Origin of the sequence: Goekera deserti (assembly GCF_010685995.1) — a bacterium.
In the GTDB taxonomy this organism is placed as follows: domain Bacteria; phylum Actinomycetota; class Actinomycetes; order Mycobacteriales; family Geodermatophilaceae; genus Goekera; species Goekera deserti.
In genome coordinates, this window is sequence record NZ_JAAGWK010000021.1 from 91,347 (window position 1) to 117,405 (window position 26,059).

25 protein-coding genes and 1 tRNA gene are annotated in these 26,059 nt (G+C 74.5%); 18 read left to right on the forward strand and 8 right to left on the reverse strand.

Annotated elements, in window-relative coordinates; translation table 11 throughout:
- The first annotated feature begins 383 nt into the window (after positions 1-383).
- The 9 genes from G1H19_RS14625 to G1H19_RS14665 all read left to right on the forward strand — a co-directional run bounded on the left by G1H19_RS14625 (position 384) and on the right by G1H19_RS14665 (position 8,269).
- Positions 384-2,750, forward strand: coding sequence for a chemotaxis protein CheA (locus tag G1H19_RS14625; protein ID WP_162393366.1), 2,367 nt, complete (start codon positions 384-386; stop codon positions 2,748-2,750).
- Position 2,751: 1 nt separating this feature from the next.
- Entirely contained in the window at positions 2,752-3,213 is a 462-nt protein-coding gene (locus tag G1H19_RS14630) for a chemotaxis protein CheW (protein ID WP_152731539.1), read from the forward strand.
- A 254-nt stretch (positions 3,214-3,467) separates the two neighbouring features.
- Complete coding sequence (locus G1H19_RS14635) at positions 3,468-4,385, forward strand: hypothetical protein (protein ID WP_162393367.1); 918 nt, start codon at positions 3,468-3,470, stop codon at positions 4,383-4,385.
- A 238-nt stretch (positions 4,386-4,623) separates the two neighbouring features.
- Positions 4,624-5,733 (forward strand): protein-glutamate methylesterase/protein-glutamine glutaminase, encoded by a 1,110-nt coding sequence (locus G1H19_RS14640; protein ID WP_162393368.1) that lies wholly within the window; start codon positions 4,624-4,626, stop codon positions 5,731-5,733.
- A complete protein-coding gene (locus G1H19_RS14645) occupies positions 5,730-6,554 on the forward strand; it encodes a CheR family methyltransferase (protein WP_152731541.1) in 825 nt (274 codons plus the stop codon). Before G1H19_RS14640 ends, G1H19_RS14645 begins: the two co-directional genes overlap by 4 nt.
- Before the next feature lie 2 nt (positions 6,555-6,556).
- Positions 6,557-6,940 (forward strand): response regulator, encoded by a 384-nt coding sequence (locus G1H19_RS14650; protein WP_162393369.1) that lies wholly within the window; start codon positions 6,557-6,559, stop codon positions 6,938-6,940.
- Complete coding sequence (locus tag G1H19_RS14655; RefSeq protein ID WP_152731542.1) at positions 6,937-7,428, forward strand: chemotaxis protein CheX; 492 nt, start codon at positions 6,937-6,939, stop codon at positions 7,426-7,428. The genes G1H19_RS14650 and G1H19_RS14655 overlap by 4 nt, the downstream gene beginning before the upstream one ends.
- Positions 7,425-7,787, forward strand: a complete 363-nt coding sequence (locus G1H19_RS14660; RefSeq protein ID WP_162393370.1) for a response regulator — start codon at positions 7,425-7,427, stop codon at positions 7,785-7,787. Before G1H19_RS14655 ends, G1H19_RS14660 begins: the two co-directional genes overlap by 4 nt.
- Complete coding sequence (locus tag G1H19_RS14665; RefSeq protein WP_152731543.1) at positions 7,784-8,269, forward strand: hypothetical protein; 486 nt, start codon at positions 7,784-7,786, stop codon at positions 8,267-8,269. Before G1H19_RS14660 ends, G1H19_RS14665 begins: the two co-directional genes overlap by 4 nt.
- 176 nt (positions 8,270-8,445) lie before the next feature.
- Here the strand turns inward: G1H19_RS14665 and G1H19_RS14670 are convergent, their stop codons facing one another.
- The 6 genes from G1H19_RS14670 to G1H19_RS14695 form a co-directional block, all read right to left on the reverse strand.
- Positions 8,446-9,231, reverse strand: coding sequence for a nitrilase-related carbon-nitrogen hydrolase (locus tag G1H19_RS14670; protein ID WP_152731544.1), 786 nt, complete (start codon positions 9,229-9,231; stop codon positions 8,446-8,448).
- Positions 9,232-9,368: 137 nt separating this feature from the next.
- A complete protein-coding gene (locus G1H19_RS14675) occupies positions 9,369-10,556 on the reverse strand; it encodes a pyridoxal phosphate-dependent aminotransferase (RefSeq protein WP_162393371.1) in 1,188 nt (395 codons plus the stop codon).
- Positions 10,557-10,680: 124 nt separating this feature from the next.
- Positions 10,681-12,096 carry an RNB domain-containing ribonuclease gene (locus tag G1H19_RS14680; RefSeq protein WP_202925993.1) on the reverse strand — a complete coding sequence of 472 codons (1,416 nt, stop codon included), beginning with the start codon at positions 12,094-12,096 and terminating at the stop codon, positions 10,681-10,683.
- Positions 12,097-12,201: 105 nt separating this feature from the next.
- Positions 12,202-12,417, reverse strand: coding sequence for an RNA-binding S4 domain-containing protein (locus tag G1H19_RS14685; protein WP_162393372.1), 216 nt, complete (start codon positions 12,415-12,417; stop codon positions 12,202-12,204).
- Positions 12,418-12,440: 23 nt separating this feature from the next.
- Positions 12,441-13,178, reverse strand: a complete 738-nt coding sequence (locus tag G1H19_RS14690; protein WP_162393373.1) for an MOSC domain-containing protein — start codon at positions 13,176-13,178, stop codon at positions 12,441-12,443.
- A 63-nt stretch (positions 13,179-13,241) separates the two neighbouring features.
- Positions 13,242-14,198, reverse strand: a complete 957-nt coding sequence (locus G1H19_RS14695) for an aldose 1-epimerase family protein (RefSeq protein WP_162393374.1) — start codon at positions 14,196-14,198, stop codon at positions 13,242-13,244.
- Positions 14,199-14,378: 180 nt separating this feature from the next.
- On the opposite strand from G1H19_RS14695, the gene G1H19_RS14700 reads away from it, so the two are divergent.
- Together G1H19_RS14700 and G1H19_RS14705 are read left to right on the forward strand one after the other, a co-directional pair.
- Positions 14,379-14,813: a DUF1707 SHOCT-like domain-containing protein gene (locus G1H19_RS14700; RefSeq protein ID WP_152731548.1), complete on the forward strand. Its 435-nt coding sequence runs from the start codon at positions 14,379-14,381 to the stop codon at positions 14,811-14,813.
- A 91-nt stretch (positions 14,814-14,904) separates the two neighbouring features.
- Positions 14,905-15,666 carry a hypothetical protein gene (locus G1H19_RS14705; RefSeq protein ID WP_152731549.1) on the forward strand — a complete coding sequence of 254 codons (762 nt, stop codon included), beginning with the start codon at positions 14,905-14,907 and terminating at the stop codon, positions 15,664-15,666.
- 28 nt (positions 15,667-15,694) lie between these two features.
- Here the strand turns inward: G1H19_RS14705 and G1H19_RS14710 are convergent, their stop codons facing one another.
- A complete protein-coding gene (locus tag G1H19_RS14710; protein WP_235928261.1) occupies positions 15,695-16,177 on the reverse strand; it encodes an ATP-binding protein in 483 nt (160 codons plus the stop codon).
- 186 nt (positions 16,178-16,363) lie between these two features.
- Positions 16,364-16,446: transfer RNA gene (locus G1H19_RS14715), tRNA-Leu, on the reverse strand.
- Between the two features lie 188 nt (positions 16,447-16,634).
- On the opposite strand from G1H19_RS14715, the gene G1H19_RS14720 reads away from it, so the two are divergent.
- From G1H19_RS14720 to pknB, 7 genes are all read left to right on the forward strand, one after another.
- Positions 16,635-17,459, forward strand: coding sequence for an FhaA domain-containing protein (locus G1H19_RS14720; protein ID WP_162393375.1), 825 nt, complete (start codon positions 16,635-16,637; stop codon positions 17,457-17,459).
- 37 nt (positions 17,460-17,496) lie between these two features.
- Entirely contained in the window at positions 17,497-17,961 is a 465-nt protein-coding gene (locus G1H19_RS14725) for an FHA domain-containing protein FhaB/FipA (RefSeq protein WP_162393376.1), read from the forward strand.
- A 79-nt stretch (positions 17,962-18,040) separates the two neighbouring features.
- Positions 18,041-19,435 carry a PP2C family protein-serine/threonine phosphatase gene (locus tag G1H19_RS14730; protein ID WP_152731550.1) on the forward strand — a complete coding sequence of 465 codons (1,395 nt, stop codon included), beginning with the start codon at positions 18,041-18,043 and terminating at the stop codon, positions 19,433-19,435.
- Complete coding sequence (locus G1H19_RS14735; RefSeq protein WP_152731551.1) at positions 19,435-20,877, forward strand: FtsW/RodA/SpoVE family cell cycle protein; 1,443 nt, start codon at positions 19,435-19,437, stop codon at positions 20,875-20,877. Before G1H19_RS14730 ends, G1H19_RS14735 begins: the two co-directional genes overlap by 1 nt.
- Positions 20,874-22,322: a peptidoglycan D,D-transpeptidase FtsI family protein gene (locus tag G1H19_RS14740; protein ID WP_162393377.1), complete on the forward strand. Its 1,449-nt coding sequence runs from the start codon at positions 20,874-20,876 to the stop codon at positions 22,320-22,322. Before G1H19_RS14735 ends, G1H19_RS14740 begins: the two co-directional genes overlap by 4 nt.
- Entirely contained in the window at positions 22,322-23,989 is a 1,668-nt protein-coding gene (locus G1H19_RS14745) for a serine/threonine-protein kinase (protein ID WP_152731552.1), read from the forward strand. Before G1H19_RS14740 ends, G1H19_RS14745 begins: the two co-directional genes overlap by 1 nt.
- Before the next feature lie 205 nt (positions 23,990-24,194).
- Positions 24,195-26,012 carry a Stk1 family PASTA domain-containing Ser/Thr kinase gene (pknB, locus tag G1H19_RS14750; protein WP_152731553.1) on the forward strand — a complete coding sequence of 606 codons (1,818 nt, stop codon included), beginning with the start codon at positions 24,195-24,197 and terminating at the stop codon, positions 26,010-26,012.
- Positions 26,013-26,059: the final 47 nt, after the last annotated feature.

The window sequence follows — 26,059 nt, forward strand, 5'->3', positions numbered from 1 at the left end:
TGTTCCGGTCACGGTGCTGGACTGCCGATGACGACGTGGCGTGCACGGTAGGCGGCCGCGGTGGACCGTGGCTGCCCGACCGGCCTCCCGGTGCAGGTCGGGATCTCACCGCAGGCCCCCGACAGGCCCGCCGCGACGCTGCTGCGGAACGGCCGGCGCACCCGCGACATCACCATGTCGACAGGTGCGGAACGGTCGGCGCGCGCCATTCCCAGGCAATGTCGACAAATGGCGGACAATGGCGCCGCGTGCATTCGGCAACATCGGAGAATGCTTGAGGAATTCCTGCCTGTCCGGCTTCACCCGGGCGGGGGACCGCCGATAGACCCTGTGCTGTCGCAGCGGGACCGGCCCGCGGCGCATCGAGGGGAAGCAGACGAAAAGTGGACGGTCTGGACGACATCGTCGGCGAGTTCCTGGTGGAGAGCCACGAGAACCTCGACCAGCTGGACCGTGACCTGGTCGCGCTGGAGCAGGAGCCCAACTCCCGGGAGCGGATGTCGAGCATCTTCCGCACGATCCACACGATCAAGGGCACCAGCGGCTTCCTCGCCTTCAACCGGCTGGAGGAGGTCACCCACGTCGGGGAGAACATGCTCTCCAAGATGCGCGACGGCGTGCTGGAGCTGACCCCGTTCCGCACCGACGTGCTGCTGCGCATGGTCGACTGCGTGCGCTCGCTGCTCGCCGCGATCGAGGCCGACGGGACCGAGGGCTCGGTCGACGTGTCCGAGGTCGTCGCCGCCATCAGTGCCGCGCTGGAGGACCGTGCGCCGGCCGCCTCCTCCGTCGCGACGCTGGCGCCCGCCGCCCCGGTCGCGCCCGCCGCCCCCGCCGTCGAGGAACTGCACGACGAGGACAACGACGACGAGCACGACGAGGACCACGACGACCACGAGGACGACGCCGCGCACGCGCCGGGCCCGGTCGCCGCCGCACCCGCCGCCCCGCCCGCCGTCCCCACCGAGCCCGCCGCCCAGCCGGCCGCTGCCGCTGCCGCGCCCAAGCTGGAGCCGGAGCCCGGCACCGGGCCGCAGAAGGGCCGCGGCATCGCCGACAGCACCATCCGCGTGGACGTCGACCTGCTCGACGCGCTCATGCAGCTGGTCGGGGAGCTGGTGCTGACCCGCAACCAGATCGTCCAGTACGCCTCCCAGGAGACCGGCACCGACCTGGTGCGCGCCTCGCAGCGGCTGAACCTGATCGCCAGCGAGCTGCAGGAGGGCGTCATGCGCACCCGCATGCAGCCCATCGACCACATCTGGTCCAAGCTGCCCCGCGTCGTCCGGGACCTGGGCCAGCAGGTCGGCAAGTCGGTGCGGCTGGAGATGGAGGGCAAGGAGACCGAGCTCGACAAGACCCTGCTCGAGGCCGTCAAGGACCCGCTGACCCACCTGGTGCGCAACTCCGTCGACCACGGCATCGAGAAGGCCGAGGTCCGCCTGGCCGCCGGCAAGCCCTCCGACGGCGTGCTGAGCCTGCGCGCCCGGCACGAGAGCGGCCAGGTCGTCGTGGAGATCTCCGACGACGGCGCCGGCATGGACCCCGCCCGGATCGGCGCCAAGGCCGTCGAGCGCGGCCTGATCACCGCCGAGCAGATGGCCCGCATGTCCACCCAGGACATCCTGCAGCTGACCTTCCTGCCCGGCTTCTCCACCGCCGCCGCGGTCACCAACGTCTCCGGCCGCGGTGTCGGCATGGACGTCGTGAAGACCAACATCGAGGCCATCGGCGGCACCATCGAGGTCGAGTCGGTCGTCGGCAAGGGCACCAGCACCCGGCTGCGCATCCCGCTGACCCTGGCGATCATGCCGGCGCTGACCATCGAGTGCGCCGGCGAGCGCTACGCCATCCCGCAGGTCAGCCTGCAGGAGCTGGTGGCCCTGGACGCCGAGAAGGCCGCCGCGGCCGTCGAGGAGGTCGGCGGGGCGCCGGTCTACCGGCTGCGCGGCGAGCTGCTGCCGCTGGTGCAGCTGGCCGACGTCTTCGGGCTCACCTCCGACCGGCACGACGGCCACCTGGTCATCGCCGTGCTCCGCTCGGAGGGACGCCGCTTCGGCCTCGTGGTCGACCGGGTCATCAACACCGAGGAGATCGTGGTCAAGGCCGTCGGCGGCCAGCTCAAGGCGGTCGGCCTGTACTCCGGCGCCACGATCCTCGGCGACGGCGCGGTGGCCCTGATCCTCGACGTCCAGGCACTGTCCCGCCGGGCGATGCGGCCCGAGGCCGCCGAGCGGCAGGAAGCCCGCGCCGCCGCGGCAGCCGCCAGCCTCAACGCCAGCGTCGCCGAGCGTCAGCGGATGCTGCTGGCCGCGATCGGCGGGGGCCGCCAGGTGGCGATCCCGCTGGACACGGTCACCCGGCTCGAGCAGGTCAAGTCCGCGACGGTGGAGCGGATCGGCTCCCGCGAGGTCGTGCAGTACCGCGGCGCGATCCTCCCGATCGTCCGGCTCGACCGGCACCTGGGTGCCTACGGCGAGAGCGAGCGCGAGGTGCTCGAGGTCGTCGTCTACGCCGACCACGGGCGCAGCGTGGCGATCGTGGTCGAGGAGATCCTCGACATCGTGGACGGCGAGGCCGCCGTGCACAGCGACATCGACGACATGGGCCTGCTCGGCGCGGCGGTGTTCGGCGACAAGGTGACCGAGCTGCTGGACGTGCGCGCGGCCATCCTCGCCGCCGACCCGATGTTCTTCACCGCCATCCACGACGCCTCCCTGGGCGTCCCGTCCGGACTCCTGGAGGTCTGACATGAGCACCGCGACCACCACGACCACGCCCACGCTCGCCGGGGGCAACGCCCAGCTGGCCACGTTCTGGCTGGACAACGACCTCTACGGCGTGGAGGTGGAGCACGTGCAGGAGGTGCTCCGCAGCCAGGGCATCACCCAGGTGCCGCTGTCCCCGCCCGCGGTGGCCGGCCTGATCAACCTGCGGGGCCAGGTGGTCACGGCCATCGAGCTGCGCGAGCTGCTGGGCCGCCCGCCGCGCGCCGAGGGCACCGACCCGGTGGTCATCGTCGTCCGGCTGCACGGGGAGGCCGTCAGCCTGCTCGTCGACGCGATCGCCGACGTCGTCGACGTCAACGCCCGCGACTTCGAGTCCCCGCCGGACACCCTGGACGGCAAGGCCCGCGAGCTGATCCTCGGTGCCTACAAGCTGGACGGGCAGCTGCTGCTCGCCCTGGACGTCAACCGCGCGGTCGGCGTCTGACCCCCTGATCCGGGCGGGTCCGCCGGCACTTCCCCGCCGGCGGACCTGCCCAGTACGCCTGCACCGCCGCACACCCGTACCACCCGGGCGGCTCCCGCAGAGCTCCCCAACATCTACGCAGAGTGACGAAGCGGGCGCCCAGAGCGGTGCGGCGCGCAACACGCACCGGATCGGTGTCCCGCCACAGAGTGATGTACGTCTGGCGGGTCGCGCCGCGGACCGGGAACATGGGTGCCCTACCCCAGGAGGCATCTGTGCCGTACTCCCTCGTCAGCGCGTCCACGCTCGGCTTCGACCTCGTCCGGCTGTCCTCCGGCCGCCAGGTCGCCGACGTCCTGCTGACCGGGCTCGCCGCCGACGGTGCCGCCCTGGACTCGCTCGCCGCCCACCACCCCGGGCCGGCCCGCACCTCCGCCGAGCGCTCCGCCGCCGCCGTCCGCGGCCGCAAGGCCCGCGAGCTCGCCGCCACCGCCGTGCCGCAGCTGCGCACCGGCGACTTCGGCGCCGAGCCGGGCACCGGGACCGACGGCGTGGACCGGCAGGAGGCCCTGGTCGCCCTGCTCGAGCGCAGCACGATCGGTGACGCACCGACCCTGGAGCGGCTGCTGCGCGAGGACGTGCTCGGCCCCGACCACATCGGGATGGCCGTCTCCGAGGAGCACGTCCGCGACCGGGCGGCCGACGTGCTGGCCGACGCCGCGCTCGCCTTCTGGGCCGTCGACGCCCTTCCCCCCGTGGTGTTCCGCGACCTCGTGGCCCCCTTCCGCGCCGCCACCTCCGCCGCGCCGCTCACCGCCCCCGACCTGGAGGCCGACCTCGGCCCGTCGTCGGCGGTCGTGCACGAGCTGCTCGCCGCCGTCCGCGGGCTGGACGGCGTGGGCCGCGGGCGCTGGCGGGTCGCCGTCGACGAGGTCCGCGAGCTGCGCCGGCCCTGGGCGACGGCCATGCACGAGGCCTCCTGGGCGGCGCACGTCTCGGGCCGCACCCGCACCCTGGCCGCGAGCCAGCTGCTCGCCGTCCAGGCGTTCGTGGACGGCGGCTTCACCGCCTCCGACGGCGCCCTGGGCGCCTGGAACGCGCTGTCCGGCTGCGTCCAGGGCCTGGCCATGGCCGACATGCTCGACGAGCAGTCCCTCGCGGTGCTCCTGGCCCCCTGGACCATGCTGAACTGACCCGGCCACCCCGACGGTGATCAGCTGAGCTGATCACCGTACGGCCGGGCTCACCAGCGTTGGTGATCCAGGCCGGACGTCGGTGATCTCCGCGGCCTGGGCACCCATGCTCCTGGCAGGCAGATCGAGTCACATTCGTCCCAGGTGCCCCCTGCGTTCCACTCAAGTCCCAGTGTGCCGGTGCCGATACTCGGTGTGACGGCCCGCTGGCGGGACAGAGCTGCACCAGGGGGACCGCGTGAACCCGATCCGCGTGATGGTGGTCGACGACTCCGTCGTCGTCCGCAAGATCGTGACCGACGTGCTGTCGCAGGACCCGATGATCGAGGTCGTGGGCACGGCGGCGAACGGCCGGCTGGCCATGGCGAAGATCGGCGGGCTCAAGCCCGACCTGGTCACCATGGACATCGAGATGCCGGAGATGAACGGCATCGAGACGGTCCGCGCGATCCGCGCCACCCGCAACCGGGTGCCGATCATCATGTTCAGCACGCTCACCGAGCGGGGCGCCTCCGCCACCCTGGACGCGCTGTCCTCCGGTGCCAACGACTACGTGACGAAGCCGGCCAACGTCGGCAGCGTCGCCCTGTCGATGGAGAGCGTGCGCGAGCAGCTCGTACCCAAGATCAAGGCGCTCACCGGCCGCCCGACGGGCCCCGGCCCCGGCATGGCGCCCCCCCGGCCGATGGCCGGCCCGCCGCGGGAGCCCCAGCCGCGCACCGGTCCCCGCAAGGACCCCTCCGTCCTGGTGATCGGCTCCTCCACCGGAGGCCCCGAGGCGCTGACCAAGCTGCTGCCGGCGCTGCCCGCGAACCTGCCCGTGCCGGTGTTGCTCGTGCAGCACATGCCACCGGTGTTCACCCGCCAGTTCGCCCAGCGGCTTGACCGGCTGTGCGGCTTCCGCGTGGTCGAGGCCGTCGACGGCACCCCGCTCGCGCCGGGCACCGTGCACCTGGCCCCCGGCGACCACCACCTGACCGTGCGCACCAACGGCCGGCAGAAGGCCACCCAGCTCAACCAGGGCCCGCCGGAGAACTTCTGCCGCCCCGCGGTGGACGTGCTCTTCCGCTCCGCCGTCACCGCCTTCGACGGGGCCGTGCTCGGCGTCGTCCTGACCGGGATGGGCTCCGACGGTCGCATCGGCACCGGCCTCATCCGGGAGGCCGGAGGCTCGGTCATCGCGCAGGACCAGGCCACCTCGGTGGTCTGGGGCATGCCCGGTGCGGTGACCCAGGCCGGCTTCGCCGACCAGGTCCTCCCGATCGACCGCATCGCCGAGGCGATCATGCGCCACTTCACCGGGTCCCGGTCCACGGGTCCCGCCGTCCTGACCGGAGGAGCCCGATGACGCTGACAGCGACCAGCTTCGACTACGTGCGCCAGCTGGTGCACCGCGAGAGCGCCATCGTCCTCCAGCCGGGCAAGGAGTACCTCGTCGAGGCGCGCCTGATGCCCATCGCCCAGAAGCTGGGCCTGGCAGGCGTGTCCGAGCTGGTGGAGACGGTGCGCAAGCGCCCGGACCCGGCCAGCACCCGCCGCATCGTCGAGGCGCTGACCACCAACGAGACGTCGTGGTTCCGGGACGGCGATCCGTTCACCGCCCTGACCAGCACCGTCCTGCCCCAGCTGACCGCTGCCCGCGGCGCCAACGAGACCATCCAGATCTGGTCGGCCGCCTCCTCCAGCGGCCAGGAGCCGTACACGATCGCCATGCTGCTGCGCGACGCCATGCCCACCGCGTCGTCCCGGGTGCGGATCACCGCGACCGACCTCTCCCGCGAGATGGTCGAGCGCACCCGCGCCGGGCGCTTCAGCCAGCTCGAGGTCAACCGGGGCCTGCCCGCCCCGATGCTGGTGCGGCACTTCACGCGCGCCGGCAGCGAGTGGGAGATCTCCCCGGAGCTGCGCCGCATGGTCACCGCCTCGGAGTGCAACCTCGCCGCGCCCCTGCCGCGGATGGGCCCGTTCGACGTCGTCTACCTGCGCAACGTGCTCATCTACTTCGACCTGGCCACCAAGCAGGCGATCCTCGGCCGGGTGAAGCAGCTCATGCGGCCCGATGGCTGGCTGTTCCTCGGCGCCGCCGAGACCACGCTCGGCATCGACAACACCTGGGAGCGGGTCGTCGTCGGCCGCAGCTCCGCTTACCGCCCTCTGAAAGGGGTCTGACCGTGCGCGCTCTGGTGATCGACGACTCACGCGCCATGCGGCGCATCGTCGGGGGGATCCTCGCCGGGTTCGGGTTCGAGGTCGAGCAGGCAGGTGACGGCCAGCAGGCGCTCGACGCCATGCACGCCGGCTTCGTCCCGGACCTGGCCTGCATCGACTGGAACATGCCGGTGATGGACGGCCTGCAGTACGTCTCCGCCGTCCGTTCCAACCCGGCCTGGCGCTCGGTGACGCTGATGATGGTCACCACGGAGAGCGAGCACGGCCAGATCGTCCGGGCCCTCGCGGCCGGGGCGCACGAGTACCTGATCAAACCGTTCACCGCCGACGCCATCGGGGACAAGCTCTCGCTGCTCGGCCTTCTCCCCACCGAGGTGACCGCATGACCGCCCCGCCCATCACCGAACTGATCGACGCCGGGACCGTCCAGGGCATCGCCGACGAGGTCTGGGTCGCGATGCTCGGCGAGGACGAGTTCCTCGTCCCGCTGCCCGCGGAGCTGCCCACCGAGACCGTGAGCGCCTGGGTGTCGGTCTCCGGCCCCTGGAACGGCGCCGTCGTGCTCACCTGCGCGCCGGCGACCGCCGAGGAGCTCACCCGCTTCGTGCTCCAGGCCCACCCGCCGGAGCTGCTGGAGAACGGTGACGTCACCGACGCGTTCGGCGAGCTCGCCAACGTGCTCGGCGGCAACGTCAAGTCCCTGCTCCCCGGCCCGTCCAAGCTCGGCCTCCCCGAGGTCGGAACCACCCCGTCGGCCGGCTCCCCGGTCGACACCTGCCGCGTCGACGCCGTCTGGCGCGGTCACCCCCTGTCAATCACCGTGCAGGGCGCTGCGGCGCCCGTGCACCCCGAGCGGAACGAGGTGCCGCTGTGAAGATCCTGGTCGCTGACGACAGCAGCGTGATGCGGAAGATCGTCATCCGGACGCTCCGGCAGGCCGGCTTCGACGACCACGACGTCGTCGAGGCGGAGAACGGTCGCGACGCCTACGACAAGGTCGGCTCGGAGAAGCCCGACCTGGTCCTGTCGGACTGGAACATGCCCGAGATGACCGGGATCGAGTGCCTCCAGGCGCTGCGCAACAGCGGCTCGCAGGTCCCCTTCGGGTTCGTGACCTCCGAGGGCTCGGCCGAGATGCGGGAGAAGGCCGCCGACGCCGGCGCCCTGTTCCTCATCGCCAAGCCGTTCAACGCCGACAGCTTCGCCGACGCCCTGGACGGGATCCTGGCATGAGCACCACGCTGCTCCCCGCCCCCAAGGACATCCGCGACCTGCTGACCGACCTGGTCGGCCGCGAGGTCACCGTCGCCCCCGGCGAGCCGGTCATGCCCACGCCGCGGGAGAAGTCCTCGGTGTCGATCTTCGTCGACCCGCAGCTGAAGGTGCTCGCGGTGTGCGTCATGGACCTGCCCCTCTCGGGCTGGACCGCCGCCGCCCTGGCGCTGCTGCCCCCCGGCGGCGTGCAGGACGCCGTCGCCGACGGCGAGCTGTACCCGATGCACGTCGAGGCGCTGTACGAGGTCGTGAACGTGCTGTCCTCGATCTTCAACACCCCGGGTGCACCGCACGCCAAGCTGCACGCCCTGCACGCGCCGGGCGAGACCATCCCGCTGGACGTGCTGGGCATCGCCTCGTCGCTCGGCAACCGGATCGACCTGGACGCCACGGTCGCCGGCTACGGGAAGGGCAAGATCTCCATCGTCCTGCCGTTCTGACGGACGTGCCGTGCCGCCGTCCGGGGCCCTCGTGCCCCGGACGGCGGGTCGGCGCCACCGCCGTCCGGGATGACCCTCGGGTACCCCCACCCCCCGGACGGACACCGTCCGCATGTGAACAGCGTGTCAACTCCGCACGCCGTCGGCGCGCGCCTCGCGTCGTGGTCGTGTCGGGGTCAGCCGCGCCGGTCGGCCAGGAAGCGGAACCGCTCACGGGTGGCCGCCACCTCCGCCGCCGACACGTCGGCCAGCACCATCGTCTCGACCCCCGCCGCCGTCGCGAGCAGCTCGCCCGTCGGGGACACGATCCGGCTGTCGCCGCAGTGCTCGGTGCCGTCGCCGGCCGTACCGACCCGGTTGCAGCCCACCACGTACGCCTGGTTCTCGATCGCGCGCGCCTGCAGCAGCGCCTGCCAGTGCAGCCGCCGGGGTGCGGGCCAGTTCGCCGGCACCAGGTACACGTCGGTGTCCGGGGCCAGCCGCCAGAACTCGTCGGCGAAGCGCAGGTCGTAGCAGACGAACAGTGACACGCGCAGCTCCCCGACCTGCACGGTCACCGGCCGGTCGCCGGCCCGGAAGTACTCGTGCTCGCCGGCGTGGGTGAACGGGTGCAGCTTCCGGTAGCGGTGCACGGTGCCGTCCGGCCCGGCCAGCACGAAGGAGTTGTACGGCCGCGGGTCGCCGTCGCCGGCCAGCTCCGGGCAGGTCCCGCCCACCCAGACGCCGTGCTCGGCCGCCTGCTCGACGAGGAAACCGGCCGACTCACCGCCCTCCGGCTCCCCCAGCCCCGGGCTCATCGAGAAGCCGGTGGAGAACGTCTCGGTGAGCAGCACCAGCCCCGCCCCCGCGCCCACCGCCGCGGCCACCCGGGGCGCCAGCCGCTCGAGGTTCGCCGCGCGGTCCTCCCAGACGATGTCGTGCTGCAGCGCCGCGATCCTCACGCCGTCCCCCTCGCTGCCCATGCCCCCCCACCGCCAAGATGGCCATCATGGCGGGCTGTTCGTGTCGATCCTGGCGGGCCGCCCCGCCACGATGGCCATTGTGGCGGGCTGATCGTGTCGATCGTGGTGCGGGGCGGCACCCAGGACGGCGGGGGCGATCAGGCCAGGCGGGACAGGCGGCGCGCGGCGTCGGCGACGACCTCGTCGCGCTTGCAGAACGCGAAGCGCACCAGGTGCCGGCCCAGGTGGGCGTGCGACGGGTCGTAGAACACCACCGTCGGGACGGCGACGACGCCCACCCGCCCGGGCAGCTCCCGGCAGAAGGCCCAGCCGTCGCCGTCGGGCTGCACGCCGCGCACGTCCACGGTGGCGAAGTAGGTGCCCTGCGGCGCGATCGCCGGCAGCCCGGCCGCCGCGAGCCCGGTCAGCAGCAGGTCCCGGCGGCGCTCGAGCACCGCGGCGCCGCGGTGGAAGTACGCGTCGGGCAGGCCGAGCCCGGCGGCGATCGCCGGCTGGAACGGCCCGCCGTTGACGTAGGTGAGGAACTGCTTCGCCGTACGGACGGCGGCGACCAGCGCGGCCGGTCCGCACACCCAGCCGATCTTCCAGCCGGTCGTGTGGAACGTCTTGCCGCCGCTGGACACCACCAGCGTGCGCTCGCGCATGCCCGGCAGCGTGGCGATCGAGACGTGCTCGGACCCGCTGAACACCAGGTGCTCGTACACCTCGTCGGTGAGCACCAGCAGGTCGTGCTCGACGGCCAGGTCGGCGACCAGTTGCAGCTCCGCCCGGGAGAACACCTTGCCGGTGGGGTTGTGCGGGGTGTTGAGCAGCACCACGCGGGTGCGCCCGGTGACGGCGGCGCGCAGCTCCACCGGGTCGAACTCCCAGACCCCGCCGCCGCCCGGCGCGGGCGGGCGCAGCGGCACCGGGCGGGCCACCGCGCCGGCCATCGCGATGCCCGCGGCGTAGGAGTCGTACATCGGCTCGAAGACGACGACCTCGTCACCGGTGTCGAGCAGGCCCAGCAGCGCCCCGGCCAGTGCCTCGGTGGCGCCCGCGGTGACCAGCACCTCGGCGTCGGGGTCGTAGGTCAGCCCGCGGAACCGCAACTGGTGCGCGGCGATCGCCTCGCGCAGCACCGGCAGGCCCGGTCCGGGCGGGTACTGGTCCAGCCCGGTGCCGATCGCGGCCCGCGCGACGTCGAGCACCTCGTCCGGGCCGGGTTCGTCGGGGAACCCCTGGCCCAGGTTCACCGCACCGGTGGCGAGGGCGAGCGCGCTCATCTCGGCGAAGACCGTCGTCCCGAAGCCCTGGAGCCGAGCCGACAGGTACGGGGTGCGCACACCCCCGACCCTACGCAGCCCCCGGCGACCAGCCCCCGCGATCACGGAGCTGCGTGAGCGGCGCGCCGGCGTGTCGCTCACCCAGCTCCATGATCACGCCCGACCCCCGCCCGGGCGGGTGGGCTCAGGCGGGGACGAAGCGGACGGCGCGGGTGGCCGGGTCGGCCTGGGTGAGGCGCACGGTGACCCGCTCGCCGGGGCGCTGGCCGGCACCGTCGCAGCGCGCCCGGACGGCGAGGTCGTCCAGCACCACCGTGGCGCGGTCCCCGCCGGCGTCGAGCACCACCGCGGGGAACGTCTCGCCCACCCGGCCGGCCAGCAGCGCTGCCTCGGTGGCGTCGACCACGGCGCGCTCGACCTCCTTGGTGTGCCGGTCGGAGGCGGCCATCAGCGCCGGCAGCAGCGGCAGCGTGGCGCGCAGCTCCGGCTCGGGCTCGGCACCCGCGGCCAGGGCCAGGCACACCTCGGTGCCGAACCGGTCGACCAGCCGGCGCAGCGGCGCGGTCACGTGCGCGTAGGGCCCGCCGACGCCGCCGTGGCCGGGCTCGGCCGGCGGCGTGCCGTCGAAGGCGGTGTACGCCGCACCGCGCAGCAGGCTCGCGGCCTCGTCCAGGAACGCGGCGTGCCGGGGCAGGGCCGGGTCCAGCCCGGCGATCACCGCACCGGGGGCCGCGCCCTCGGGCCAGTCCACGTCCAGGGCGGGGGCGAGCCGGCGCAGGGCGGCCACGTCGGCGGGGGCCGGCGGCGGCAGGGTGCGCAGCACGCCCACCCCGCCGTCCAGCATCAGCCGCGCGGCGCAGCCACCGGTGAGCAGCGAGACCTGGGCGTTCCAGTCCTCGACGTCGGCCTGCCCGCGGAACACCACCCGCCAGCCGTCCGGCCCGGCCTCCACCTCCTGGGACGGCGTGCCCAGCTCGATCGCGCCGCGGGCCAGCGCCCGGGCGTGCAGCAGGGCGCCGATCTCGGGCAGCAGCGCCAGCGGCCCGTCCAGCGCGCCCGCGTCGACCTGGGCCTGCACCGCGGCGTAGTCCAGCTGGGCCCGGCTGCGCACCTGCGCCCGGCGCAGGTCGACCGCGGTCACCTCGCCGTCGCCGTCCAGGTCGATCGTCCACAGCGCGGCCGGGGCGAGCTGGCCGGGCAGCAGGCTGGCCGCGCCCTCCGACAGCTCCGCCGGGTGCAGCGGGGTGCGCCCGTCGGGGCAGTACAGCGTCTGCCCGCGCCGGCGGGCCTCGGCGTCCAGCGCCCCGCCGAGGACGACGAAGCCGCCCACGTCGGCGATCGCGTAGGAGACCCGGTAGCCGCCCGCCCGCCGCTGCAGGTGCACGGCCTGGTCCAGGTCGCGGCTGCCCAGCGGGTCCAGGGTGACCAGCTCGAGGTCGGTCCGGTCGTGCTCGGGCAGCGGCGGGTCGGCCGCCACCCGCACCGCCTCGGCGACGACGTCGTCACCGAACCGCAGCGGGACGTCGAACTCGGCGCGGACGGCGTCGAAGTCCGGTCCGACCACCCCCGCGGTCGTGCGCAGCACCCGGCGTACGGCCACCTGCCACCTCCCCTGTCCGGCGCCCACCCTCGCAGACGGGCCGGTTCCACGTGGAACCGCGGGGGCCCGTCGCGAGGCCGCGGGTGGGGGCAGGAGGGCCCGTCCTCAGGCGATGCGGACGTCCGGCAGCCCAGCCACCGACACGACGTCGCCACGGCGCAGCTGGCGCCCGCGGCGCTCCTCCGGCTCCCCGTTGACCCGCACGTCGCCGCTGGTGAGCACGTCCTTCACCTGCGCTCCGGACGGGACGGCGTCGACCAGCTTCAGCAGCTGCCCGAGCCGGATGGACTCCTCACCGGGGCGGATCTCGACGGTGCGCACCCGCCCAGTCTCCCCGGCGGCGCTCAGCCACCGGCGTGCAGCTCCGCGCCGGCCGGGCTGAGCACCGCGTCGCCCACCGCGATCGGGCCGGGCCGGGCCACCAGCGCGCCCACGGCCAGCGTGCCGCCGTGCTCCCGGTGCACCGCGCGCAGCACGCTGGTGTCCCGGGTGATGCCGCCGGGCTGCGGGCGGGTGGTCATGACGCAGCGCGACACCTGCCGGACGACGTCCAGCACGGCACCGCCCAGGGTGACCCGGGAGCCGACCAGCCCGTCCTCGCCGGCGCCGTCGAGCACCACGTTGGCGCGGAACCGACGGCGGTCCCAGCTGCCCAGGCTGGCCGTGCTGATCAGCGACACCCGCACGTCGTCGCTGTCGTGGAACGCACCACCGGCGCCGTCCCAGGCGTGCCAGCGGCCACCCTCGTCCTCGGCGTCGTCCGGGTTCTCGAACCGGCGGCGGGTCGGCTGGCCGGTGGAGCGCAGCGCCACCCGGCGGCCGGTCCAGTCCGAGAGCACCGCGTCGTCGCGGGTGACGGTGCCGTCGGGCAGCTCGATCTCCACGCCGCCGACGGGGGTGAGCCGGGCCGAGGCGAACAGCAGCTCGGGCACCCGGCGGGCGGTGAGCCCGTAGCCGGTGTCCAGGTCGAACAGCGCCCAGCCGCGGTCACCGTGCAGGCCGTGGGCGCCGAGCTCGCCGGCCTCGACCTGCTCGCCCTGCAGCGACTTGACCGGGAACCGCCAGATCTCCGCGATGCGCACGGCCCCACGGTGCGCCACCGGGCCGGGTGAGTCCAACCGGGTGACCCACCCGTCACAGCAGGCTCAGGCGGGCTGCCACCCCAGCGCCCAGCTGCCCGACCACGCGTCGCCGGGTGCGAGCACGACCAGGTCGGTGCCGTCGGCCAGCGCGTTGGGCGGGCAGGTCATCGGCTCGACGGCGAGGCTGCGCCGCCGCTGGCCCTCCGGGAGGGTGTCGGCGGAGAAGACCTGCAGCCACGGCCACGCCTGGTCCACCGCCAGGGTCAGCTCGCCCCCGGGGCCGGCCAGCCGCAGCCGCGCCCAGCCGTCGTCGTCCCGCGTCAGGTCGGTGAGCGCGTCGTCCAGCACCCGGTCGCCGAGCCGCCCGACGTCCCCGTCGAAGGGGCTGCGGCCGCCGGCGGGCAGCCCGCCGTCGAGGTCCAGCGCGGTGCGGGCCGGCACGTGCAGCGTGGCCTCGCCGAGGTCGCCGTCCGCGCCGTCGGTGGCCTGGCCGGCGCCGACGTGCAGGTAGGGGTGCATGCCCACGCCGACGGGCGCGTCCTGGTCGCCGAGGTTGCGCACCCGCACCGTCACCCGCAGCCCGGTGGCGCTCAGGGCATGGTCGACGGCGACGGCGAGACGGAACGGGTAGCCCGGCCGGGGCTCGACCGTGGTGCCGACGGTCACCGCGTCCTCGGTCGCGGCGAGCACCGCGAACGGCTGCCAGGACAGCAGCCCGTGCATCGCGTTCGGCGAGGAGGGCGAGGCGACGTCCAGCTGCAGGTCGGTGCCCTGCCAGGACCACCGCCCGTCGCGCAGCCGGTTGGGCCAGGGCAGCAGCAGGCCGCCGCGCCGGCCCTTCGGCACGGCCCCCGCCGGGTAGCCGTCCAGCACCGCCCAGTCGCCGACGACGAGCTCGCGCAGCCCCCCGCCGCGCAGGGACACCACCAGCCGGGCGTCCCCGGCGCGCAGCTGCACCTCGGTGGGCTCGGCGGCAGGCCACGCCGGGGACGACGGGCTGGCGGACGGGGACGACGTCACGGGAGGCCTCCTGGGTGTGCGCCCGACCCGGCAGCGCCGGGGGCCGGACCAGCTCACCACAGCGGGCAGGGGTCCGCCCGCGCAGCGGGGACGGGTGTACCGGCCACCTCGTGACGTCCGTCAGTACCGCCCGGCCGGGGTGCTGGACAGACTGGTCGCACACCGACCGAGGGAGTCCCGATGACCCAGCCAGACCTCCGCGCAGCCGACACCGACCGCGCCCGGGTGGCCGGTGAGCTGGGCCGCTCCCAGGCCGCCGGCCGGCTCACCGTCGCCGAGTACGACGAGCGGCTGACCCGGGCCTACGCCGCCCGCACCCTGGGCGAGCTGGCCGGGCTCACCGCCGACCTACCGGCCGACCGGCCCGCCCCGGCGCCGGGTCCCGCCGCGGTCGCGGGCTGTGGCGCCGGGCAGCTGACGAACGCCTGGCGCGGCTGGCTGACCGTGGCCCTGATCGTGCTGGCCGTCTGGGCGATGTCGTCGCTGGGCACCCGGGACCTGCAGCCGTTCTGGCCCGGCTGGGTGATCGGCCCGTGGGGCGCGGCGCTGCTGGCCCGCACCCTCACCGGCGGGCACGGCGGCCGGCTGCGGCACCGCGCGCGCACCGCCGGCTGAGGCCTCTCGCCGTTCACCCGATCGGGGGACACCGCCCCGGCGTCCCGGCGGGGTGGTCAAGCCGGGCTCCCGGCGTCCCGATGTGGTCGAGGTGACCTGGTTCGCGCGCCGAGTACGAGTGCAGCTGTCCGCCCATCTGGCCGACGGCGAGTCGGTGGTGACCCACACCGACTGCGCACCGCTGGGCTCCGAGCCGCCCGGTGAGGACGTGCAGCGCACCGCCGTGCTCACCGACCGATCGCTGTACTACGTGGTGGGCACCCCGCGCGGTGGCGACCAGCAGGTGGTCTCCCTGCCGCTGGCCCGGATGCAGCAGGTGGCGCGGCAGGGCCTGGCGCTGCTGTCGTTCACCATCGACGACGCCCCGGTGACCTGGGAGCTGCGCAGCCCCACGTTCGCCGCGCGGGCCGAGCGCCAGTTCCGGGTGCACGAGCTGCAGACCCACCGCGAGTGGGTCGGGGGGCGCGAGCCGGCCGGCTTCATGTACCGCGCGCACCACGACCTGCTGGCGCGGATGAGCGCCGGGGTCGCCTACCACGACGCCGTCGCGGCCCAGCACGAGTACGTGGCCGGCGTGGTCTACGCCGACACGCAGAACCGGGCCGCCGCCCGCGCCGCCGCGCGCCGGCTGCGCCGGGTGCACACCCTGCTGTTCGCCGAGCTGCAGCAGCTGCAGGCGGCCCTGCCCACCGCCCCGGCGGCCCAGCACGCGCAGGCCCTGGCGGCCAAGCCGGCCCCGTGGCCGGAGGACGGCGTCCCCGCCGACGACGGCGGCCCGCTGGACGACGGCGCACCGGCCGGCCAGGCGGCAGCGGACTCCCCCGCCGACCGGCAGGGCTCCCCCGTCGGCTGACCGGGGCCTGGCCGCCGCGCGCGGGCGCTCAGTCGTCCGCGGCGTCCGGCGGCAGGTCGCCGGGGGTGAACGGCAGGTAGGCCCACACGTGCTTGCGGTCGCCGTCGGTCACCCAGCCGTAGGTGCCGGCCAGCGTCGCGGTGAGCTTGAGCCCCAGCCCGCCCAGCGCCGGGTCCCGGTCCACCGCCTCGGCCGGCGGCCGGTCGCCGGCGGCATCGGTGACCGACAGCAGCCAGCCCTCGTCGCCCGCGGTGACCGCGGTGCGCACCGGCAGCTCGCCGTGCCGCAGCGCGTTGGAGGTCAGCTCCTCTACGGCCAGCAGCAGCCGCTCCCCCGACGGCGAGTGCGCCGCGGGGCCCCGCCGGTCGACGTCCAGGCAGTCCCGGACCCCGGCCCGGAGGGCGGCGAGCTCCCGCACCGAGGTGACGTCCCAGCGCCACACCGGGCCCTGCACGTCCGGCATCGCGCGCGCCGGCCAAGCGGGTTGCGGTGCGTGCAGTGGTGATCCCACGGACCTGTCCTCGTCGGTGAACGTGCACCGGTCCAGGCACCGGCCGGTGGTGGAGGGTGGAGGGTACCGGTACGCGCGTCTCCGGGCCGGCGCGTCGGTGCCGGGACCGCTGGTCGATGGAGACGGGCATGCCCAGGGACGACCAGAGCGCCGGACCCCGAGGGGTCCGGCGCTCTGGCCTCACGGTGGGCAAGGGGGGAGTTGAACCCCCACGTCCTCTCGGACACACGGACCTGAACCGTGCGCGTCTGCCATTCCGCCACTTGCCCTGGCGAGCGGCAACGATAGCAGCCACCGGTCGGCACCCCGCGCGGGGGCCCGCCGCAGAGGTCCGGTGGGTCGCGCCCACCGGAGATCGCCCGGGGCGTCGGATGCTCGCCGACCGGTCGCGGAGCGCCCTCCCGGTTACGATCGGCGGTGGAGCACTGCGAGGCCGACCGAGCGTGGAGGAGCGACTGTGGGTGTGCTGCAGCGCTTCGAGCGGCGTCTCGAGGGCATGGTCGGCCTGGCGTTCGCCCGCGTCTTCAAGGGCAAGGTGCACCCGGCCGAGATCGCCAAGGCCCTCCAGCGGGAGGCCACCGAGCAGCGCTCGGTGGTGGGTGAGGGCCGCGTCCTGGCGCCCAACGTGTACGTCGTCCGGCTGGGCACGGTCGACTACGACCACCTGTCCGAGTGGTCGGACCAGCTGGCCGCCGAGCTCGCCGACATGGTCACCGAGCACATCGAGGCCGAGGGCTTCCAGACCTTCGACGACGTCCGGGTGCAGCTCGAGCTGGCCGAGGAGCTGCCCACCGGCGTGTTCGAGGTCTCCTCGCACGTCGCCGACCCGGCCCGGCCGCCCGCACCGGCCCGGCCGGACGCCGCCCCGGTGTCCGGGGTCCGCGGTCCGGGGGCCGGCCGACCCGCACTCCCGCCGCTGCCCCCGCTGCGCGGGCGCTCGGAGAGCGGTGCGCTGCGCCCGCCGGTGGTCGGCCGCGCCGGTCAGCACCCCGGCGTCACCCACGTGCTGGTCGTCGACGGCCCGGGCACCCGGCACGAGCTCACCACCGGCCGCAACGTGATCGGGCGCGGCACCGAGGCCGACATCCGGCTGCCGGACACCGGCGTCAGCCGCAAGCACGTGGACATCGAGCTGGAGGGCGGCACCGCCACGGTGGTCGACCTGGGCTCCACCAACGGCACCCTGGTGAACGGCCGCCGGGTCGCCCGGCAGCCGCTGGCCGACGGCGACGTCATCCGGATCGGCCACTCGGTGCTGGTCTACCGGCAGGACGGGGCATGACCCCGGGCCACCGGTCACCGCTCGCCACGGACGTCGCGTGACCGCCGAGATCGTGCTGCAGGTCTTCCGCTTCGGGTTCCTGCTCCTGCTGTGGCTGTTCATCTTCGCCGCCTTCCGGGTGGTGCGGGCCGACCTGTTCGGCGGCCGCACCGGCCGGGTGGCGGCCGTCCCGCCGCGCGCGGCCCCGGCGGCCAAGCGCAAGGGCCAGCGCGGGCTGCGTACCCTGCTCGTCACGGCCGGGCCGCTGACCGGCACCCGGATCAACCTGGGCGAGCAGGCGATCCTGATCGGGCGGGCGGACGACTCCACGCTCGTGCTCACCGACGACTTCGCCAGTTCCCGGCACGCCCGGCTGACCAACCGCGGAGGCCAGTGGTACGTGGAGGACCTCGGATCGACGAACGGCACGTACCTCGACCAGCAGCGGGTGCAGGGTCCCCTGCTCGTGGCACCCGGCCAGCCCATCCGGATCGGCCAGACCGTCCTGGAACTCCGCTCGTGAGCGGCCCCACCCCCCGGCGCGCAGCCGTCCCCGCACCCCGGACCGCTGCCGCCCAGACACCCGTCAGCGAGGCGCCCGCATGAGCCTCGTCCTCCGGTACGCCGCCCGCTCCGACCGCGGCCTGATCCGCGGCAGCAACCAGGACTCCGTCTACGCCGGCCCCCGGCTGCTCGCCGTCGCCGACGGCATGGGCGGCCACGCCGCCGGCGACGTCGCCAGCAAGGTGGTCATCGCCGCCCTGGAGCACCTGGACGACGACTCCCCCTCCGGTGACCTGCTGCAGGCGCTGCGCGAGGCGGTGTTCGACGGCAGCGAGCACCTGCGCGAGGTGATCCGGGAGTCCCCGCAGCTGGAGGGCATGGGCACCACCCTCACCGCGGTGCTGTTCGCCGGCGGCCGGCTGGCGCTGTGCCACGTCGGCGACTCCCGCGCCTACCTGGTGCGCGACGGCGAGCTGAACCAGATCACCCACGACGACACGTTCGTGCAGACGCTGATCGACGACGGCCGGATCACCGAGGAGGAGGCCAACAGCCACCCGCAGCGCTCGCTGCTGCTGCGCGCCCTCAACGGCCAGGACGTCGAGCCGGACCTGTCGATGCGCGAGGCGCGCCTGGGCGACCGGTACCTGATCTGCTCCGACGGGCTGTCCGGCGTGGTCAGCACCGAGACCCTCGCCGACGCGCTGCGCGACCCCGACCCGCAGGCCACCGCCGACCGGCTGATCGAGCTGGCGCTGCGCAGCGGCGGCCCGGACAACATCACCTGCATCGTCGCCGACGTCGTCGAGGACGGCGGGCGCGGCAGCTCACCGGTCGACCCCGTCGTCGACGGCGCCGCCGGGGACAACCGCGGCCAGCGCGAGGTCGACCCCCGCTCGGCGGCCGGGCGCGCGGCGCTGGCCGACCCGCGCCCGTCGAGCACGCCGACGGTGATGACCAACGCCCCGGCGCCGCGCCGCCGCCGGCCGCTGCGCACCGCCCTGGTCGCGCTGGCCACGGTGATCGCCCTCGGCGCGGCCGCGGTGGGCACCTACCTGTTCGTGATGGACCACTGGTTCGTCGGCGTGACCGAGCAGGCCGAGGGCGAGGAGGTGGGGGTCTTCCAGGGTCTGGAGGCCTCGTTCCTCGGGTTCGACTTCTTCCGGCTGGAGTCCACCACCGGCCTGCCGACCACCGACCTCACCCAGGCGGCGCGCACCCGGGTCACCAACGGCATCACCGCCACCGACCGGGACGACGCCGAGCGCATCCTGGCCAACCTGCTCGGGCAGCGCCTGCGGGTCTGCCCCGCCGACCCGAGCACCGCGACCACCGCGCCCACGACGCCCACGACCACGACGTCGGCACCGACGCCCGGTACCGACGCGACGCCGACCGACCCCGGCGCGGTGACCACCACGGCCGCCGCGCCCACCACCACGACGTCGACCCGTACCCAGGAGCCCGGAGTGGACTGCCGGGAGGCGGACTGATGTCCCCGGCCCAGCCCCCGGCCCGCGGGCCCGGCACCGACCCCCGGGCCGCTGCTGCCCCCGGCGTGGACGCCCCGCCGAAGCGGCGCAACACCGAGCTGGCCCTGCTGGGCTTCGCCGTCGTCATCACGATCGCCGGGCAGTGCATCGTCGACATCACCGTCACCGACGCGCTCAGCCCGGAGCTGGCGACCTTCAGCGCCTGGTTCGCCGCGATCTGGCTGGTCGCGCACCTGGTGGTGCGGAGGATCGCGCCGTACGCCGATCCGCTGATCCTGCCGTGCGTGGCCCTGCTGTCCGGGATCGGCCTGGCCATGATCCACCGCCTGGACATCGCCGGTGACCAGATCGGCAGCGCCGCCAGCCGGGAGGACGCCCCCGTCCAGCTGCTGTGGGCCACGGTCGGGCTGGCCCTGTTCATCGGTGTGCTGCTGGTCGTGCGCGACCACCGGGTGCTGTCCCGCTACGCGTACACCCTGGCCCTGGTCGGCATCGCGCTGCTGGCGCTGCCCGCGCTGCTGCCGGACTCCATCTCCGAGGTCAACGGCGCCAAGATCTGGATCCGGGTGGCCGGCTTCTCCATCCAGCCCGGTGAGTTCGCCAAGATCTGCATGATCGTCTTCTTCGCCGCCTACCTGGTCGACAAGCGCGACGTGCTGGCGCTGGCCAGCCGGCGCGTGCTCGGCCTGGAGCTGCCCCGCGGGCGCGACCTGGGTCCGGTGCTGGTCGCCTGGGCGCTGTCGATCCTGGTGCTGGTGTTCGAGCGTGACCTGGGCAGCTCGCTGCTGCTGTTCGGCATCTTCGTGGTGATGCTCTACGTGGCCACCGAGCGGGTCAGCTGGCTGGTGATCGGCCTGGGCCTGTTCGCCGTCGGCGCCACCGCGGCCTACCGCCTGTTCGGCCACGTGCAGGCCCGGGTCGACGTGTGGCTGGACCCGTTCGCCTACCGCAACGGCGCCGGCTACCAGCTGGTCCAGTCGCTGTTCGGCCTGGGCACCGGCGGGCTGTTCGGCGCCGGCCTGGGTGGTGGGCGGCCGGACCAGGTGCCCGTGGCCAAGACCGACTTCATCGCCGCCGCCCTCGGTGAGGAGCTGGGCCTGTTCGGGCTGGTCGCGATCATCGTGGTGTACCTGCTGCTGGTCGAGCGCGGGCTGCGCACCTCGCTGATCGTGCGCGACGGGTTCGGCAAGCTGCTGGCCGCGGGGCTCGCCTTCGGCGTCGCCTGGCAGCTGTTCGTCGTCCTGGGCGGGGTGACCGGGCTGCTCCCGCTGACCGGGCTCACCACGCCGTTCGTCGCCTACGGCGGCTCGTCGCTGGTGGCCAACTTCGCCCTCGTGGCGGTGCTGGTCCGGATCAGCGACGCCGCCCGCCGCCCCGCCGCCCCGCCCGCGCCCGCGCCGCCGCGCCTGGGCGACGCACCCACCGAGATCGTGCAGCGGTGAACGCCCCGCTGCGCCGGGTGGCCATCAGCGTGCTGGTGCTGTTCACGCTGCTGATCGTCAACGTCAACTACATCCAGGTCTGGCGCTCCGCCGACCTGCGCGCCGACCCGGGCAACACCCGCGTGCTGTCCGAGGAGTACGACCGGCAGCGCGGCTCCATCGTGGTGGCCGGCAACGAGATCGCCGTCTCCACCCGCACCGACGACGCGCTCACCTACCTGCGCCAGTACCCGCAGGGCGAGCTGTACGCCGCCGTCACCGGGTACTACTCGCTGCTCTACTCCTCCTCCGGGCTGGAGCGCACCGAGAACGACGTGCTCACCGGCTCCGACCCGCGGCTGTTCGGCCGGCGCCTGGCCGACCTGTTCACCGGCCGCGACCTCACCGGCGGCAACGTCGTCCTGACGCTGGACCCGGCCGCGCAGCAGGCCGGCATGGAGGGCCTGGACGGCGTGACCGGCGCGGTCGTCGCCCTGGAGCCGTCCACCGGCAAGGTGCTGGCACTGGGCAGCACGCCCAGCTACGACCCGACCCTGCTCTCCAGCCACGACCCGGACGCGATCCGGGCCTACGCCGACGAGCTCGGCGCCCAGGACCCGGACCCGCGGCTGAACCAGGCGACCAGCGAGATCTACCCGCCCGGCTCGATCTTCAAGGTCATCGTCTCGGCCGCGGCGCTGGAGGACGGCTACACCCCGCAGACCACCGTGCCCGCCCCCGACGTGCTGACCCTGCCGGGCACCGAGACCCCGCTGAGGAACTTCGGCAACAGCAGCTGCAACGGCGGCGCCGACCAGAGCCTGATCGACGCGCTGACCATCTCCTGCAACACGGCCTTCGCCCAGCTCGGCATCGACCTGGGCGAGGAGAAGGTGCGGGACATGGCCGAGGCGTTCGGGATGACCGACGAGACGACCGAGCTGCCCCTGGAGGTCACCGGCAGCACGATGGGCGAGATCGAGAGCGACGCCGCGCTCGGCCAGGCGTCCATCGGGCAGCGCAACGTGCGGATGACGCCGGTGCAGGCCGCCCTCATCGCCGCCACCGTGGCCAACGGCGGCACCCAGATGAAGCCCTACCTGGTCGACCAGATCCAGGCCCCGGACCTCACGGTGGAGGACCAGACCGAGCCGGAGGAGAGCGGCTCGCCGATCTCGGCGGAGACCGCGGACGAGCTCACCGACATGATGGTCAGCGTCGTGGAGAACGGCAGCGGCCGACGCGCGCAGATCGACGGCGTCGAGGTGGCCGGCAAGACCGGCACCGCGCAGACCGGCAACGACACCCCCGACCACAACTGGTTCATCGGGTTCGCCCCGGCCGACGACCCGCAGATCGCCGTCGCCGTGTTCGTGGCCAACGGTGGCGGCACCGGCGGCGACGTGTCCGCCCCGATCGCCCAGCGCGTGATGTCGGCGTACCTGCAGGCCCAGGGCAGCGACTGATGGCACTGCGCGTGGGCAGCGTGCTGGCCGGCCGGTACGAGATCACCGCACCGATCGCGGCCGGTGGCATGGGCGAGGTGTGGCTGGCCACCGACCGGGTGCTGATGCGCACCGTGGCCGCCAAGGTGCTCAAGTCCGAGTTCACCGGCGACCCCAGCTTCCTGTCCCGGTTCCGCAACGAGGCCCGGCACACCGCGGCCCTCACCCACCAGAACATCGCCTCGGTCTACGACTACGGCGAGACCGAGGCGGACGGCCAGTCGCTGGCCTACCTGGTGATGGAGTACGTCGAGGGCGACCCGCTGGTCACCGTGCTGGCCCAGCGTGGCCGGCTGAGCCCTGCCGAGACCCTCGACGTCGTCGGGCAGGCCGCCGCCGGGCTGTCCGCGGCGCACCGCGCCGGGGTGGTGCACCGCGACATCAAGCCGGGCAACCTGATCGTCCGCCCGGACGGCGTGGTGAAGCTGACCGACTTCGGCATCGCCCGCGCCCGGGACGCCACACCGCTGACCCGCACCGGCATGGTGGTGGGCACCGCCCAGTACCTCTCCCCGGAGCAGGCCCAGGGCTACGACGTGACGCCGGCCTCCGACGTCTACTCCCTCGGGGTGCTGACCTACGAGTGCCTGGTGGGCCGCCGTCCCTTCGACGGCGACTCCCAGGTGGCCATCGCCCTCGCCCAGGTCAACCGGCCGCCGCCGCCGCTGCCCGCCGACGTCCCGCCGTCGGTGCAGGCACTGGTGGAGCGCGCGCTGGCCAAGGACCCGGCCGCGCGCTGGCCGGACGGCGCCGCGTTCGCCGCCGCGGTGCGGCACGTCGCCGCGGGGGGCGGGCTGGCCCCGCCGACGACCGGCACCCAGGTGCTGGGCGCCGACGCCGGGCGGGATCCGGGGGCAGGGCGGGGGGCAGGGCAGGGGTCGGACGACCGCACCCGGGTGTTCCCGGCGTCCCCCGGGCCGCGCACCGGGCCGTCCACCGGACCGTCCACCGGTCAGGGCGGCCGGCAGATGCCGCCGCTGCACGGCCCACCGGTCAACGACCCGACCACCACCTTCCCCCGCGGTGCCGCACTCGGCGGTGCCGCGGGCGCGGGCGCGCTCGCCGGAGGTGCCGCCGGGGGCCGAGGTGCCGCGGCGTCGTCGCCGGACGCCCCGCCGTCCCGGCGGCGTCGCCTGCTGCTCATCGGCGCAGCGGCCCTGGTCCTGGTGCTCGGCGGCGGTGTCGCCGCCGCGCAGCTGTTCGACACCGACGAGCGCGGCGGCGGCGTCGCGCCCAGCACCTCGGTGAGCACCAGCACCGCGCCCGCCACGACGTCGCAGTCGGCACCCACCACCACCGACCGGGACGACGAGGAGGACGAGCCGACGACCGAGCCGGAGGCCACCACCACCGAGCCGACGGCACCCACCACCACCGCCGTGCCCACGACCACGGCGGCGCCCACCACGACCAGCACCCCGGCACCCACCACGACGGCGGCGCCCACCACGACCACGAGTGCGTCCACCCAGACCACCACGACCGCGCCCGGCAACGGGAACAGCGGCGGGAACGGCGGCGGCACCGGTTCCCCGACGCCGCCCACCCCGACCACGGACGGCGTGGGCGGTGGCGACGGCGACGGTGGCGACGACGAGGGTGGCGCGACGGCAGGGCGGGACAGGTGAGGTCACTGGCACCTCCGCGGCGGCCCGGTCCCCGGGCGCACACCCGCGCGTCCCACGTGTGCCCGACCCGGGCGGTTACGCTGCCCGGCGGTCACCCCTCGGGTCGACCACGTCCCCGCCGGCGCACGGTGCCGGAACCGGGGGACACCTCGGCACCGGCGCCGGCCGTTCGCCCGTCCCTGCGCGCAGCCCGAGAGGACCTCCGATGACCACCCCCCAGGTGCTCGGCGAGCGCTATGAGATCGGCGGGGTGCTCGGCCGCGGCGGCATGGCAGAGGTGCACCGCGGGCGCGACCTGCGGCTGGGTCGCGAGGTGGCCGTCAAGGTGCTGCGCAGCGACCTGGCCCGCGACCCGTCCTTCCAGGTGCGCTTCCGGCGCGAGGCGCAGGCCTCCGCGTCGCTGAACCACCCGGCGATCGTCGCGGTCTACGACACCGGCGAGGACCGCACCCCGCACGGGGCCACGCCCTACATCGTCATGGAGTACGTCGAGGGCGAGACCCTGCGCGACGTGCTGCGCGCCGAGGGCCGGCTCACCCCTGAGCGGGCGATGAGCCTGACCGCCGACATCTGCGCGGCCCTGGACTTCAGCCACCGCAACGGCATCGTGCACCGCGACGTGAAGCCCGGCAACGTCATGATCACGCCGCAGGGCACCGTCAAGGTGATGGACTTCGGCATCGCCCGGGCCGTCTCGGACTCCGCCGCGACCATGACCTCCACCGCCGCGGTCATCGGCACCGCGCAGTACCTCTCCCCCGAGCAGGCCCGCGGCGAGGGCGTCGACGCCCGCTCGGACGTCTACTCCGCCGGCTGCCTGCTGTACGAGCTGGTCACCGGGGCACCGCCGTTCACCGGCGACTCCCCCGTCGCGGTCGCCTACCAGCACGTGCGGGAGGACCCGAAGACGCCGTCGTCGATCAACCCGGAGATCCCGCCGGAGCTCGACGCGATCCTGCTGAAGTCGATGAGCAAGAACCCGGCCAACCGGTACCAGAGCGCCGCCGAGATGCGCAGCGACCTGCTGCGCGCCGTCGCCGGCCAGCGCGTCGAGGCCACCCCGGTGATGGGCGAGGCGGAGCGCACGTCGCTGATCGCCACCACCGGTGGTTACGGCGAGGGCGACTGGGACGACGAGGACGAGGCCGCGGCGGCCCGCCGCCGGCGCGGGATCATCGCCGCGGTGGTGGCCCTGCTGGTGGTGCTGATCGGCGTCGTCGCGGTCGTGGTCGTCATGAACAGCGGCGACGACGCCCCGCCGCCCACCACGTCGGTGACCGTGCCCGCCGGTCTGGTGACCATGACCCGGGACGAGGCGGTCGCCGCCCTGCAGGCCGTGGGCCTGGACTTCACCGAGACGTCCGCCGAGAGCACCGCCGAGCAGCTGAACACGGTGCTCAGCACCGACCCGCCCAGCGGCGCCTCCGTCGACCCGGGCGCCAGCGTGGCCCTGGTCATCGGGGCCGGGCCGGGCACCATCACGATCCCGCAGGTCGTCGGTCTCAGCCAGGAGGACGCGATCAGCAACCTGAGGACGCAGGGCTTCACCACCCCGCCGAGCACCCGCCAGGTGAGCTCGCTGGAGCCGGAGGGCACCGTGGTGTCCGTCGACCCGCCCTTCAACGCGGCCGTGGCGCCGGACAGCTCGATCACCCTGGGCGTCTCCACCGGCTCGGTCACGCTGCCCGACGTCCGCAACCAGACCGAGCAGGACGCCCGCAACGCGCTCATCGAGGCCGGCTTCGAGGAGGGCGACATCCTGCGGATGGACGTCGAGCGCGACGACGTGGCGCCGGACACCGTGGTCGGCTCCGACCCGGCACCCCAGACCCAGGTGAGCGCCGGCCAGGAGATCACCCTGCAGGTGGCCGTCCCCACGCCCGCCACGACGCCGACGACACCGTCCGCCCCCACCACCGGCCCGACGTCCGGGCCCATCGGCACGACCACGCCGACGGCACCGACCACGACGACCCCGCCGGCCGCCCCCTCCCTCGCCCCCCTCCCCCTCCCCGGCGGCTGACCCACCCCACGCCCGCTCCCTGTACAGAGAGCGCGACGCCTTCTGCA